Below are 14773 nucleotides of genomic sequence, written 5' to 3' on the forward strand. Positions count from 1 at the left end.
TGAATATTCAATCCCCCGATAGGCTCGCATGCATTTCAGACGGAACCCGCTTTCTTTCCTCCTTGTTTAGCGCTTCTATATAGATCGAGTCCATTTCACGGAGCACCGCAGGCAACCCGTAACGAATGATCCTCTCTTTGTTTGCTTCTCCCATAGCCGTAGTTAATGCTGGATCATCACGTAAATGAGTAAAAGCCTTAGCGGTAGCGGTAATATCACCAACTGGAACTAACATGCCTGTTGACTCATGTTCGATCAAATCATGAATCCCCCGAATATGCGTACCTATAACGGGTTTTCCTACTGCCATCGCCTCCATAATCGCCCGAGGTAGCCCCTCGCGATAGGACACAAGTGCAGCAACATCACATGCTCTGAGTAGATCCGGAATATCACTACGGTACCCAAGCATATGCACCCGATCGCTGACATCCAGCCGATTTGCAAGTTCTAATAGAGTCTGCTCGAACGGTCCTATACCTGCAAAAGCCAGATGGATGTTGCCTGCTTGAGACCCCAGCTGCCCCAGCGCTTCGATCAACTGCTTCTGGTTCTTGTTGGCGTTTAATTCAGCAATGCATAGGATGACGAAGGGAGGTTCATCATGCTCACTCTTCGGCAGATCAAACAGTTGGCGTCGCCTATCTGCCTTCTCCGTCGCAGTTTCAGGATGACCCTGTTCACTGCCGTAAACCTGGAGATCAAGTCCTACACCACTCACATAAGTCACCTTTTTTCGTATAGAAAATTTCTGGGCGCGTTCATAATCTTCTCTATTTATGGTGATTAACACATCTGTCCAGCGGGCCATTAACCTCTCGAGCGGATAATAAAGCATCCAGTTCAGAAAAGGAGCTCCCTTGAAAAAATGAAAACCATGCGCTGTATACAATGTGCAAGGTACACCTGCTTTATAGGCCGCAATCCGTCCGAGAATCGAAGCGACTGGCGTATGTACATGGATGAACTGGAACCCCTCCTCCTTGAAGCTTTCCGTTAATATCCCTAGCGCCTTCCAGTTCTGCATCTGTAAAGGGCTACGCTGAATGGGTACATCATGGCACACGATCCCCTTCTCTTCTAACCGTAATCTCGCTTCCCCGGGCTGCGCGTAAGCATGCACTTCACAACCCTTTTGCTGCAATAACGCCATGTAAGGTAGATGGAAACTCTCAAAATGCCCAAAAATGGAGGCTACAAAAGCAACTCTTACCGGCCTACAGTCTTCAGCAGGTATGCTCCCGGACCTCTTGTTATTGCGCTTGTTGCGCTTGTTCTGTTTGTTGTCGTAAGTTACGACCCGTTGACGTTTCAGTGCCCTTGGTTCGATATCGCTTCACTCCTTTCCATCCCGTATTCGTTAATCGGATGCAAGCTGCGTTCATAGCCATCATGAACCACCAATATCGCTGGAATAAGGCTTCAATACCCATCGAAAGTCCAATCATCGCTGCGTGAGACAGCAGTAATGCCATAATGATCGGTCTGTTCACCCTATCTGCCGCGCGATAAGAACGGATCCCGACGATGAAGAACCAGATCATGAATCCGCCGTACACAATCAAGCCCAATAAACCAAATTCTGTCATAAACCAGATCGGAGTATTATGGATAATAATCCGCAGTTCATAGTTATAGCTACCGAGTCCAATCCCTAATAATGGACTTTGAGCGATCCACTCCACAGCCTTCCCAATGATGTCAAGGCGCGACTGAATCTGCGAGGGTCTACTGGCCATATTCCCAAGCACATCCAGATAAGCTGTACCTTTATACAACAGCAATGCTCCAAACGCGACGCTAAAGCCCATGCCGATCTTGAGAAGCCGAGAAGGATTCATCAGCAGGAGTGTAAGCAAGACAAGGAACAGACCTATCCATGACGAACGCGAAAAAGTCATTATTATGCCCCCGGCTAAGGTGATCGTCGCTAGCGTACTCACCCATCCCCTAAGCAGCTTCACCCCGTCTCCGCTCGTCATGATATGAATGGCAAAAGCCGTAACTAGTAATCCGCCGTATGCATTCGGATCAATTAGCATCCCGGAGAGGCGACCGTCTTGCACCATAAACGGAACTCTGACTCCACTAAAAAAATCGAACAAAGCGACGCCATTGAAGATCAGTACACTGATCAAAAAAGCTCGTAGCATTTTATATAACCGATCCCAGCTGTCTACAGCCTGAACTAACATGATGTAAGTCAGCAGTAGGAGTATAAACCCAAAATCTTTTTGCAATAGAGCGTATTGCGTAATGAATCCATTACGCCAAATGGATACAAATGAAGCGAGGACGAAAATAAACAACATCCCCCAATGCCATGAACTGAACTGTCTCCGGTCCAATTTGAGGTGTAAACCTGCTGCAAACAAACCAAGCATTAAGAAAAGGTCAGAGGGTGCGATTCGAAATGCGCCACCGAAATCAATTTGAGCCGGAAGGCAGATGATGTAACCCATAACCGCAAACAGAAATAAATTACGCATGGTGTAGGGTTTCCCTACAACGAGTACAGATGTCATACAAGCCCCTACTTTCCTATGGGAAATGACCTCTATGCGGCCAATTCCCGTTGTACCTGTTTCCTTGCCTGACGGATTACCAAGAAAAGTACGATCACACTGCCTATCATCTGAACGAATAAGGCCATACTAGCCCCTACAGCAGCACCTATCACCCCAAAAATAGGCACGAATATTAGACAAGATAGCCCATTAGTGATCACGGAACACAGAAACAAGGGAATCTGCGCTTTGTACTTCCCGGTAGCCGTTATGGCATACCACAGATAAGACGTTACAAATACCAATAGGGTAGAAATGAGCAACCAATGAAATAAACCTATCTCTGCAGCCACATCTGGACTGAATAGAAGAGTTAGAAGCTGATGACCAAACATCCACCCGATCAAACAAGCGATCGCACTAATTCCTATGCCCATTGCAATCATTCGACTGAGTAAAGAGACGAACTCCTTATGTCTTCCGCTAGCATGCCAACGGGCAAGACGTGGTGTTATCGCTTCACCGAGTGCAGTAACAACAACATTGCAGGCAACGATCATGTATGAGAGCGTAGCGTATATGCCTAAGTCATGTTCACCTTTAAAATATGAAATCGCGTATAGTGGGATATTTGTATTTAGTGACATCAACGCCAGCACCACGCCAAGGGGTGAGCTTACGAGCAATAAGCCCCATAATCGTCTTTTGTTAAAAAGTGGCCTGAGCGACGTATGCACTCTCGCTTTGCGAGCATCATATCCAATGGTTATTGCTAACCATCCGATAATCATGACTAATAACGCTAGAATGAGACTCTGAGTAGGGATAAATACGAGGGCGAAGACAACTATGGAGAACAATCCTTTAGCAGCTCTCGAGAAAGAGATTTGATCTAGCCTTTCCTGCTTCTGAACAATACCCAATAAAATATCGCTGACCGACTCAACAATTCTATACAATCCTATGAAAAATATGACTAAAGCTGTATTCCAATCAGCACCACTGAGGATGCAACAACCTGCTGTAACCGTGAATGCAACTGCGGTTGTCACGAGACGAAGGCCAAAAAAATCTCCAAAAAGATATTTTCCAGATGTATCAACGATCAAGACCGAACGCAGATGCAGATGCGACAGCATAAAGATGGGAGCAGTCACCGCAAGCCCTAACGAATATTGCCCAACGATTTCGGATGAGCCAAATTTATTAAGCAAAATTACAATCACGAATTGAGCGCCTGCATATGTGATATTTCCAAATAAATAACGAAGAGATGCAAATGTCATAAAGCGTTAGACCAACCCTGAAGTTGAGGCCCAATCGGCAAAATCTTCACCGCGAATCTTGTAACGTTTGCTACTTTTTCGATAATTCAAAACCGCTCCCAAAATATGCGCTCCTTGCTGCTCAAGGATCTGTTTTGCAGAGTTGGTATGCTTCAAGAGCACTTTCCCGGATTTTACGACTAACAGTACCCCCTCGGTCATCTTTGCCAAGATAAGCGCATCTGAAAAAGGCATTAATACCGAAGAAGAATCGATAACAATCGTATCAAATCTCTCACTAAGCTCTGCGAATAACCTTTTCATTCCTGTTGATCCTAGTAAATCAGCTGGATTTGGAGAGATCGGACCCGATGTCAATACAGAAAGTCCTTCTGATCCCTCAATAGGGAAAATACAATCATCCACACGGGTTTGATCTACTAGGATACTACTTAATCCGATCCAATTGGGTAGATCGAATGCTTTATGCACCGTTGGTGTGCGCAAATCCCCATCGATCAGCAGCACAGTTCTTCCCGTTTCCGCCATCGCTATAGCCAAGTTCATCGCCACTGTTGATTTACCTTCATCCGGGAGTGAGCTTGTAACTAATAAAGATCGAATTTCTCCACCAACCCGGGTATAGCGAATATTAGATCGTATCGTTCGGAATTGATCACCATTAGATGATTTCGGTTGTTCCAGGCAATACAATCTTGGCGTTTTCTTCTTCATGTCTGCTGGCTCCTTCTACTGAAATGGATTTCGTCTTCTCCCGCCGTTTCCGCGGCTTCAATTTTCCCACGGTTCCCAGAAGAGGAAGCTGCAAATCCAACTGAATATTCTTAGCGCTTTTCACAGGTTTCTCCGCCAATTCCCGTAGAATGGAAATTGCGATCCCAGCAATCAATGCAAGTCCGAAAGCAACGACCATATTGAATACTGGCTTGGGGGAGATCGCCTCGAAAGGAACCTTGGCCCGGTCAAGAAGCACAACATTCTCTACCCCCATAATCGCTTGGATGTTCTCATTAAAGGCCTCACCAAAGCCATTCGCGATATTCGTTGCCCGCTGAGCATTAGAATCCGATACAATTACCGTCGTCACGAGTGACTCGCTGCTTGTTCTTGTCTTCACTTTTTCTAATAGTTTTTCAGGGGTCATGTTTAATTGCAGTCTTCTAACGACCTCTTCAGCGATTCTACTGCTTCGGATAATTTCTCCGTAAGTGGTTACTAGTTTTTGCCCAGCCATAATGTCATTGATTGCTTTCTGTTGCCTATCCCCTTGAATAAGAATTGAAGCCGTCGCCTCGTATTTCGGTTTCAAGACATAATAGCTAACGAAGCTAGCAATTCCGACCGCAACAATACATAATACAATGATGAACAGCAGCCTACGTTTCACTAGTTTCAAAATGCTGCCTAGTTCGAATTCCATCGTTCATTTCTCCTAACCGTTAATGTATTTTCCTCTTTTTCAACAAGTGTTTTATTGTATAGTTATATTCTCGTTAGCCCAATATATGTCCAAAAAAAGTTGGGAATTTATAAGCCTTCTTTTTTAAAAAAACACCCGACTCTCTATTAAATTCCAACAGAAATAGGCCGTTTACTAGTATGATTCTACTGGTAGACAGCCTTATCTATTTACTGCTTTGCTCTCTGGAATTCTTTTAAAAAACTAGCAAGTTAAATTTTTGATCACCTATTCTATAATCCAATTATATGTTTTATCTTCGTATTAAATCTTAATGAAATCTTAACGGATATATGAGATTTATTATGCATTTAAATCCGCCATTGCTGGAATATGAATTTCCTTGACGCAGGAAGCGCTAGAGAGGTTAATGATACATTTCACAATGGAGACAATGTCCTGAACAGGAATTCTTGTGCCGTTATATTCTGCAATCGCTTTTTCTGCGCCATCCTCATAAGGAATTTCTGCTGCCAGTTCACCTGGATTCACACAAGTTACTGCAATGCCATCCTTACGAACATGCTCACGCAATGCATGTGTAATGCCACGCAGACCGAACTTCGAAGCTACAAATGAAACCTGGGCGTTATTGGTATGATCCAGTCCTGCTGTGGAGCCAATCAGAATAATTTTTCCTGCTTCCGATTGGCGAAGATTAGGTATTACAGCCTGTATGCAGGTTTGTTGAAGTTATATTCACATTAATAATGTTAGCAATATCAGTTGCTTCATCCTTGTCAAAAGTATAGTGATCCTCAAAACCTTCCTTCTCCCAAATGCCCACGTTATAAACTAGAACATCAATCTTCTCCGCTTGGATGCCTTTTGATAAGACTTGTGCGGCATCTGGCTGCGATAGATCTGCTGCAATCCATATCCGCTGTATACCATCATTAAGATCCAGACTGCCCGGTCTGCTTCTGGAGACGATCCACACTCGATCACCATACTCAGGTAAACCTTTCACAAATGCATCTCCCAAACCTTTACTTGCCCCCAAAATTAGATAGCTTCTCATACTGTCGCCCTTTCTATTTACATCTATTTTTATATCATAGTACCATCGAAAGACATAAAGAAGTAGTAGCATGGAATAATCCATCCTCCTTGTTGTGAACCTGGTGTGGGCGTCATTGATGGCGTCATTCATCTGCATTTTGGGGGACATATTCAAAATGAAGAAACTGCAAAAACATTGTGATAGATCAGTATCCAATTTAATTCATACGTTCTTTAGAAGCGATAATTAAAAAAAACGGCATTTCTGCCGTTTTTTTATTTCATATTATGTCCGGCGCATATAAGCACGTACCGTAATAGGTGCAAATATTGCGACGATGACAGCTGCTCCAATCAAAGAGATCGCGAAATCCCAACCTACGGTTCCAAAGTTAGTAAGTTGTCGTACTGCAGAAACGAGGTGTGAGATTGGATTGACTTTAACAAACCATTGTAGCCAGTTAGGCAGCGTATCGACAGGCACGAAGGCATTAGATAGAAACGTAAGTGGGAACAACACAATCATTGATATCCCCTGCACACTAGAAGCAGTCCGTGCAATCACACCGAAGAAAGCGAAAATCCAGCTAATCGACCAAGCACAAACAATAACAAGAAGCGCAGCGAATGCGACATGTTCCAGTCCACCATCAGGACGGTAACCCATAATGTAGCCCATGGTAAATGTAAGCACAGTAGCAATCGTGTATCTAATCGTGTCCGCCAACAAAGCTCCCGCTAACGGAGCTATACGAGCAATTGGCAGTGACTTGAATCGGTCGAACACGCCTTTATCCATGTCCTCACGTAATTGGACGCCAGTAACGATGGAGGTAGTGATTACGGTCTGCACAAGAATACCAGGGATAATAACAGGCAAATAACTTACCACGTCACCAGATATAGCCCCTCCAAAGATATAGGTAAACATTAGCGTGAAAATAATTGGCTGAAGTGTAACGTCGAACAATTGCTCAGGGGTACGTCGAATTTTCAGTATCCCACGATAAGCCATCGTTAATGAGTTGCGTACAGATTGCCGAAAACTCGTATGGTTTTTCAATGGGCGGTTAACACCCGAATTTATTGTAGTGGTTCTCATACTCTTGCTGCCTCCTTAACATTTGACTCTTGGGACGCTGTTGACGTTTCATCCGTAGCACCATGACCAGTAATTGTTAGGAATACTTCATCAAGTGTCGGTTTCTGCACACTCATCTCAGCCAAGTGAATACCTTCCTCACGAAGTGCAATAAGTAGGTCTGTAACTAAATCAGCGTCCGCCATCGGTGCCGTTATTTTCCCGGTTTCGTACGATACCACGGACTGAATTTGGAGTACATGTTCCACACGCTGGCGAGCTAGTTCAATATCTTTTAGATGTTGAACCTTCAGGTGTAGTGATGTGGTACCCACAGACGCTTTCAAATCATCCGCCGTCCCCTCTGCAACGACTTGCCCACGATCGATAACTGCGATCCGATCAGCCAATTGATCTGCTTCTTCAAGGTACTGTGTAGTCAGAAGAACCGTTGATCCCGTATTCACCAATCGACGAATGGTATCCCACATCTGTGAACGAGTGCGAGGATCAAGCCCTGTAGTTGGTTCATCAAGGAAAATTAAAGGTGGTTGTGCAATTAGGCTAGCTGCCAAATCCAGACGGCGACGCATACCGCCAGAGAAATTTCGAAGAGGCCGTTTAGCCGCCTCAGTCAGACCAAACTCTTCCAGTAATTCTGTTGCTTTTTTTCGCGACTCTGCGCGTCCAAGCCCTAATAGCCGAGAGAAGATAATAAGATTCTCTGTAGCACTTAATGACTCATCAACTGAGGCGTATTGTCCTGTCACACCAATTAATTGCCTAACAATCTGCGACTCCTTCACCACATCATGCCCGAAGATTCGCCCAGTGCCTGCATCAGGACGAAGTAAGGTTGCCAGCATCCGAATAACGGTAGTCTTTCCCGCCCCATTCGGACCAAGTACGCCATAGATCGTACCTGCTTTCACGTTCAAATTCACGCCATCCACCGCGCGATTGTCACCAAAGGTTTTGACCAGTCCACGCGCTTCGACGGCCCACTCATGATCGTCTGGTGAAATGATCTTGTTCTGTACATGCACCATTGTAATTCCTCCAACGTTTCAGATTATATTGTGATGATAAACGCCATTTATAAACTGAATTTAAACGAAGGTTTAAACTGAGTTAAACTTATCCATTTATTTATTTTCATTATATCTGATTCTTCTATGCATCAAAAAAACCGAGAAGCGCGATCTCACGCCTCTCGGTTTATCATTCATTGTTATGATCTGCTTCAACATATTCTTTAAGCGCAAACAGTTTATTAGCCCAGTATTGTTCAAAAAAGGTAAGCCAATCTTGAAGCTCCAGTAGAGGCTCTGGCTGAAGCTTGTACCTAGTCTCCCGACCGACTTTCTGACTGCTAACAAGCTGTGCATCGGACAATACTTGTAAATGCTTGTTAACAGCGGTTCGGCTGATCGGGTAGCAGTCCGAGATGGATGCTATGGACATTTCCTTATTAGCAAGCAGCTTTAGCAGACTGCGGCGGGTAGGATCTGCTATCGCTTGAAATACATCATGTCCAGATTCAGCGACTGGCATCTTAAGCCTCGATATAAGCAGGAAGTTTTTCTTGGACGATATTCTCCCAGCCGCCATTCATAAAGCCACGAACGATTGGATGCGGTTGACCAAATTCAGTTACCTTTTCTGGGTCCCATCCAGAGTGAATCACGGTGAACTCCGTCTTCCCATCAATTTCCTTCAATTCAAAAGCAAGATGCCAATCCTTCCCCCAATTAAAACCGACACGGTTCGGCTCATCAATCTCTGTAACTTTACAAGGGGAATCCCCGAATTGTCCAGCATGTAGAATAAACTCATGGCCTACCACTGGTTCGAATGTACTTGGCATCCACCAGGCAGCTATTCCTTCAGCAGTGGAAACAGCTTTCCATACTTTTTCAATGGGCGCATTGAGTGTAATGGTTTGACGAATATCTTGTAGTGGTCCTTGAGTCGGCATAAATTTCCTCCAAGATTCATTTTAATGTAACACCTTCTGGTTTCATTTTTATTATAACACCATTTGGTGTTATGTCAATTTGCAGAAACCTTAAGGGAATAGCGGAGGAAAGCGTTTCATTATAAATACGTTTAAAGTTAATAGAGTACTAGTAACAAACACTAGATCCAAGTATCATTGGCTGCAGTTAATTCGGACTCAGTACCGCCAGTGTTTACTAAGCTTCTAGGCTCCACTAACATGATATGGCATTCCTTTTCGGCGGAAGGCTTCATCTCGACTCCCTTTGGAAGAACAAACATCTCACCTTCGAAAATTTTAACCTGACCATCACGGAAATCAATGATCATCTCCCCTTCAAGGGTGAAAAATACCTTATCGGTATCTGGATGACTATGCCATTCAAAGTCCCCAGTGATCTTAATAAGTTTGAATTGATAGTCATTCATTTCACCAATGACTTTCGGAGACCAAAGGTCGTTAAATTTAGATAACTTATCTTTTAGATTAATAGCTTGATAGTGGATAGTAATCACTCCTTATTTTCCTGAATTTATTAGAGCTTAAGCAAGGCGGATAATATATTTTGTAAAGCGTATTTAATAGCTAATGGGCCACCGGTAATAGCGGAATTATCCATTAAATAGACATTGCCTTTCTTTACGGCATTCATAGCATTCCACACATTACTTTGTTTTAAGTTATTCATTAATTCCTCCTTTTTTGTAATATCACCTATAAGGAAAATATGGTCTGCTTGAACAGTTGATATGCCTTCAAACGAAGTAAATTCATTATTATTACCTGTATATGTATTATCCGGTGTAAGCCCCAGTCCCTTTTCTTTATCAAACGCAAGTTTATAGACCGGATTGCCTTCACCTAGAACATTAAAAGTTTTTCCATCCCAAGACAATATAAGCGCTACTGTCTCTCTTTCCATCGACTTTAATGCTTCACGCCCAGTTGTAATATCTTTCATCATGTTATCAATTACTTTTTCCGCTTCGTCTTCTTTGCCAATAATCTTGGCTACTGTGCGGAGTCCATATTGCCAATCTTCATAGATGTCCTTGTATTTTAATGTAATGACTGGTGCAATTTTATTTAGTGAATCATATACTGCTTCATGATGCTCTGTTGCTAAAATATAATCAGGATTAATAGATAGAATTTTCTCAATGCTAGGAGACACTTTATCTCCTAATTCTTCAGCTGAATCCAGCTTTCCTTTTAAATAAGATAAAGAAGATAGATACTCTTTTTCAGTAGTTGCAGCAGGTGGCTCACCTAATGCAACTAAAATTTCAGGATAAAAATACCATAAAGAGGCTATTTTTTCCGGTTTTTTCTCGATAACGATTTCTTTACCTAAGGCATCCTTAAATGTTCTTGGCCAATCAGCTGCATCTACATTAACTGCTGTTGAAGATACGCCTTCTTTAGTTGATTCTTTATTTTCAGCAGGTGTTTCAGTACAACCCGCTAGTATACCTGCTAATAATAGTATTGCGACTAGCAGTCCTCTAATCTTTTTCATACGAAATTCCTCCAACATATTGGTTTCTTTGCTTAACCATTATTATAGTGAAGTAGGTTTTTGATTAGAATGGATGCAGGTTGAATTTACCATGGATTATTGATGAACTTCTCTCGATATTCGGTAGGAGAAATACCACATTGTTTTTTGAACACTCTACTAAAATAAAAGGGGTCAGCCATTCCAACCGTTTGCGCAATTTGTTGTACAGGTGCATCACTAGTAAATAGCATTTTTCGTGCTATATTTATACGATATTTTAATAAATATTCTGCGGGTCCCATACCGGCATGCGTTCTAAAAACGTAAGATAGTCGATTTCGATTAACGTTATTTTGTTCTGAAAGCGAAGCTATTGTAAGACTTTGATAATAGTTTTGATGAATATAATTAGATACCCGCTCGAATAAAGTATGTGATTCACAGCTATCCTCCCTATTAATAACACATAATAAGGTCTCATTCAGCACTTCGCGAAACAGCATTTCAGTCTGAAACATCGATATGCCTCCACGCTGATTATACACCTGCCAAAGACGCATAATTAATTCAACAAGACGAGGAGATTGACCTGTTAATAATTCAAAATGCTGATGAGAAAAGCTTGACTCTTTTACTTCTGAGTTACATATCCGATATTGAACAAGAATATATTCCCAATTGCCTCTAACTAACATTTTTTGATCAAGTTTCATTTTTGCCCCCCCATGCACCACTTTTCCTGGCGAAAAGATATAAGGCGTGCCATTAAATTTAAATTTAATCTTTCCTGTAAGTGGAAACACAAATCCAGGAAAAGAATCTGTATATTCAGCGTAAGGCACACCAGGATTTTCAGCATATCGATATACTCCTTCTACTTGGAAAGGAGTGTGTGCAAAATGCTCTGCTAACTGATTAACGTCTATCTTCACAATGCATACCTCATTTCAATAGTAGTTCGTTCGGTAATCCTAAGATTAATCATTCGTTGTACTTACGTTTCAATAAACTGCTGTTCCAGATATCCGATAGCTCCCCATTATAATATGCCATGTATAAACCCCCACCCGTTTCAGAGACATTAGTGCCGAGAAAGCCACCATAGTCCAGTTCTTTTCGTTTAACTGGGCTCTGTAACCTCGGAATCAATTAAAAAGCTGTCGCTGGAATACGGTAAGGTGAGCATAAGGATTCATGCCTGTTTACACAGTAATAATAATGATTATCATTGTCAACCAATATAGACAATAACAATGCCGCATCTGCCACTTCCTTCTGAATTTCCTTTAATCACCAAAAAAAAACAAAAAAACGCTTGGAAGCCAAGCGTTTCAGTTTGAATACCAATTTAAAAGTCACTCCAATGCTCTGAACTGGGAGTGATCAAATTAAGATCCTTGCAGAGTTCACTTAAATTTGTACCGCAATTTGAATGACATACTTATCTGGATCCCCAACCGCTAAATAACTAAGTAATTCATATTCATAAGCGTCTCCAGTTAGGGTGAAATTATTTTCTGCAATATAAGACTTTAGCTTCTCATAGGAGGCAGGTAAGCTCTCGTAAGATCCCTTGTGATTCATGATCAAATATTTACCCTTTGGCTTGATATAGAGTAACTCGCCGTTATGTTTATCATTGATTTTATTACAATAATAATCCGGGTCATAGTCGCCCTCTTCCAAACTGCTTTTACAAATAATCGAACCTATCGGAAAGTCATATTCAAGATGATGTTCATCGCAATAATCGAAGATTCGATATACTTTTCGAACATGATCCTTCTCACCCTTCTCCTTCGAGAGTCTAACCGCAATAAAATACTCTTCATCACATGCCTCAACCCAAGGTTCTCCACAATTAACATGGAGCGCACGATTCGTATTATCTATAGCTCCTTGCAAAAGCCTCTGCATGCGCTCTAACTTTCTTTGTTCATCAACCAACTTCAGCTGTTTTTGCTGAAGCATGGATAAAAAATGCAATGTGTTTTGATCTTTTATATATTCTTTGATCTCATTTAACGGCGTTCCCGTCCCTTTTAATACGGCAATAATATCGAAGGTATAAAACTGCTTATAGGAATAATAACGATATCCGTTTTCCTTCACGATATCCGGTTTTAATATACCAATGTCATCATAATGGAATAACGTATGCTTCGTTACCCCACATACCTTTGCGAACTCGCTCGTCGTAAAGTATTGATCATAATCAATAGACATTCAAATCACCCCTCTTGACTATCGGGTTACCCTATACCTCAAAGTACAATAACGGAACACCATTACCTTGTCAAGGCAACGTTATTCGCTACTATCATCTTAGGAGGATTACCCATGTTTTCACCAAATCTATCTAAATTCCAACGCTGGATCGTGCTGGCGATTGTGTCCAGCGCACTCTTTATGATCGTCATCGACATGACCGTACTTTATTCGGTTCTACCACGACTTACGCATGATCTTGCTGCTTCTGCATCGGAAAAACTATGGATCGTAAATATTTATCCACTCGTAATGGCAGGATTATCACTTGGTCTAGGCACACTAGGCGATCGTCTTGGGCATAAAAAACTCTTCGTTATGGGACTTACTATCTTTGGGTTGGCTTCATTAATCGCTGCCTACGCGCCGACACCACTCGTACTTATTGCTGCGCGTACCCTACTTGCTATTGGTGCAGCCATGATGATGCCCGCAACACTCTCCATTATTCGAACTACCTTTTCGGACGAGCGTGAGCGTTCACTAGCCGTAGGTATTTGGGCATCTGTCTCCTCTGTAGGAGCAGGAATGGGTCCACTCGTTGGTGGTTTTTTACTGGAACATTTCTGGTGGGGATCGGTGTTCCTCATCAATATTCCCATAGTTATTCTTGCACTGATCTTAGCCATCTTACTAATCCCAAATCTTAAAGGAAATAAGAATAAAAAATGGGATTTCATTGGTTCTGTTCAAATTATGATTGGTCTGGTTGCCCTTGTTTATGCAGTTAAGGAGATCAGCAGACGTGAAGGTTCAATTGCCATCGCTGTGTTATCTGCCGTGATTGGTGTCGTAGCTATGATCATATTTATGCGCCATCAACGTAAGAGCCAGAATCCATTAATAGATTTTGCACTGTTTAGAGACTCCCACTTTTCTACAGGAGTGGCTACAGCTCTATTGTCGTGTTTTGCACTTATTGGAATGGAATTGATCGTGACTCAACGACTCCAGCTTGTTCTTGGATATACACCATTGGAAGCGGGATTGTACGTTGTATTCGCTTCGATAGCGTCCTTCATCTCAGGGATACTCATCGGATTAGTATTACATCGTGTGGACAAAGTAAAAGTACAGTGGGTCTGTTTGTTAGTATCAGGTATAGGAATGGGCACCCTTCTGCTCTTCCATGATGGGAATATGTTGTTACAATTCGCAGCCTTAATGATTCTGGGTGCAGGTCTTGGGGGAGCCATGACTGCCGCCTCAAATTCAATCATGCTAAATGTCCCCGTCGAAAAAGCTGGCATGGCCGCATCTATAGAGGAAGTATCGTTCGAACTTGGCAGCGCCTTAAGTATTACACTTCTGGGCAGTCTTTCGTCATTCATCTATACAGCATCATTAGTTCTCCCTGATGGACTAACAGTCCCACCGATCGTTCGCGACAGCCTTGACGAAGCTCTTCTAGCCGCAGAAAATATGCCTACTGCCGCTGGATCCGCGCTCGTTGAAGCTGCACAATCAGCTTTTGATAAGTCGTTTATTGTTGTCCTTGCCACTGCCACTATCCTTCTTTTAGCTTCTGCGTTTATTATCCGTGCTGTGTCAAAACATAAATCCTCAATCCTAGAACACTGATTTTTGAAAAGAGGATGCTACTGCTTCACCAAACAAGGGTGTCTCAACAGCTATGCGCTAGCTGCCGGGACACCCTCGTTTATACCAAG

At 42.5% G+C, this 14773-nt stretch carries 14 protein-coding genes and 1 pseudogene; 1 reads left to right on the plus strand and 14 read right to left on the minus strand.

Features of this window, described 5'->3' with window-relative positions; all coding sequences use genetic code 11:
- Positions 1-7: 7 nt before the first annotated feature.
- From ACN6KS_RS17125 to ACN6KS_RS17190, 14 genes and pseudogenes are all read right to left on the minus strand, one after another.
- Positions 8-1330, minus strand: a complete 1323-nt coding sequence (locus ACN6KS_RS17125; RefSeq protein ID WP_440962412.1) for a glycosyltransferase family 4 protein — start codon at positions 1328-1330, stop codon at positions 8-10.
- Positions 1254-2525 carry an O-antigen ligase family protein gene (locus tag ACN6KS_RS17130; RefSeq protein WP_094875258.1) on the minus strand — a complete coding sequence of 424 codons (1272 nt, stop codon included), beginning with the start codon at positions 2523-2525 and terminating at the stop codon, positions 1254-1256. Before ACN6KS_RS17130 ends, ACN6KS_RS17125 begins: the two co-directional genes overlap by 77 nt.
- Before the next feature lie 32 nt (positions 2526-2557).
- Positions 2558-3793 (minus strand): oligosaccharide flippase family protein, encoded by a 1236-nt coding sequence (locus ACN6KS_RS17135; RefSeq protein WP_094875260.1) that lies wholly within the window; start codon positions 3791-3793, stop codon positions 2558-2560.
- A gap of 6 nt (positions 3794-3799) precedes the next feature.
- Positions 3800-4507 carry a CpsD/CapB family tyrosine-protein kinase gene (locus ACN6KS_RS17140; RefSeq protein WP_094868815.1) on the minus strand — a complete coding sequence of 236 codons (708 nt, stop codon included), beginning with the start codon at positions 4505-4507 and terminating at the stop codon, positions 3800-3802.
- Entirely contained in the window at positions 4455-5213 is a 759-nt protein-coding gene (locus ACN6KS_RS17145; RefSeq protein ID WP_280789040.1) for a YveK family protein, read from the minus strand. The genes ACN6KS_RS17140 and ACN6KS_RS17145 overlap by 53 nt, the downstream gene beginning before the upstream one ends.
- Before the next feature lie 342 nt (positions 5214-5555).
- Positions 5556-6273 (minus strand): annotated as a pseudogene (locus tag ACN6KS_RS17150) (SDR family NAD(P)-dependent oxidoreductase).
- Positions 6274-6540: 267 nt separating this feature from the next.
- Complete coding sequence (locus ACN6KS_RS17155; protein ID WP_094868813.1) at positions 6541-7356, minus strand: ABC transporter permease; 816 nt, start codon at positions 7354-7356, stop codon at positions 6541-6543.
- On the minus strand, positions 7353-8384 hold the full coding sequence (locus ACN6KS_RS17160; RefSeq protein WP_094868812.1) for an ATP-binding cassette domain-containing protein: 1032 nt from the start codon (positions 8382-8384) through the stop codon (positions 7353-7355). The genes ACN6KS_RS17155 and ACN6KS_RS17160 overlap by 4 nt, the downstream gene beginning before the upstream one ends.
- A 172-nt stretch (positions 8385-8556) precedes the next feature.
- On the minus strand, positions 8557-8889 hold the full coding sequence (locus ACN6KS_RS17165) for an ArsR/SmtB family transcription factor (protein WP_042128608.1): 333 nt from the start codon (positions 8887-8889) through the stop codon (positions 8557-8559).
- 1 nt (position 8890) lies between these two features.
- The gene (locus ACN6KS_RS17170; protein WP_440960124.1) at positions 8891-9313 is read right to left on the minus strand and encodes an SRPBCC family protein; all 423 of its coding nucleotides are present in this window, start codon (positions 9311-9313) and stop codon (positions 8891-8893) included.
- A gap of 161 nt (positions 9314-9474) precedes the next feature.
- Positions 9475-9840, minus strand: coding sequence for a cupin domain-containing protein (locus ACN6KS_RS17175; RefSeq protein WP_440962413.1), 366 nt, complete (start codon positions 9838-9840; stop codon positions 9475-9477).
- A gap of 29 nt (positions 9841-9869) precedes the next feature.
- A complete protein-coding gene (locus ACN6KS_RS17180; RefSeq protein WP_094868810.1) occupies positions 9870-10853 on the minus strand; it encodes an ABC transporter substrate-binding protein in 984 nt (327 codons plus the stop codon).
- A gap of 86 nt (positions 10854-10939) precedes the next feature.
- A complete protein-coding gene (locus ACN6KS_RS17185) occupies positions 10940-11767 on the minus strand; it encodes a helix-turn-helix transcriptional regulator (protein WP_280789038.1) in 828 nt (275 codons plus the stop codon).
- A gap of 478 nt (positions 11768-12245) precedes the next feature.
- Positions 12246-13061, minus strand: a complete 816-nt coding sequence (locus ACN6KS_RS17190; RefSeq protein WP_440960125.1) for a MerR family transcriptional regulator — start codon at positions 13059-13061, stop codon at positions 12246-12248.
- A gap of 114 nt (positions 13062-13175) precedes the next feature.
- Between ACN6KS_RS17190 and ACN6KS_RS17195 the strand changes: the two genes are divergently transcribed.
- Complete coding sequence (locus ACN6KS_RS17195) at positions 13176-14684, plus strand: MFS transporter (RefSeq protein ID WP_440960126.1); 1509 nt, start codon at positions 13176-13178, stop codon at positions 14682-14684.
- Positions 14685-14773: the final 89 nt, after the last annotated feature.

The sequence above is a fragment of the Paenibacillus nitricinens genome (genome assembly GCF_052056485.1).
In the GTDB taxonomy this organism is placed as follows: Bacteria; Bacillota; Bacilli; order Paenibacillales; family Paenibacillaceae; genus Paenibacillus_AQ; species Paenibacillus_AQ nitricinens.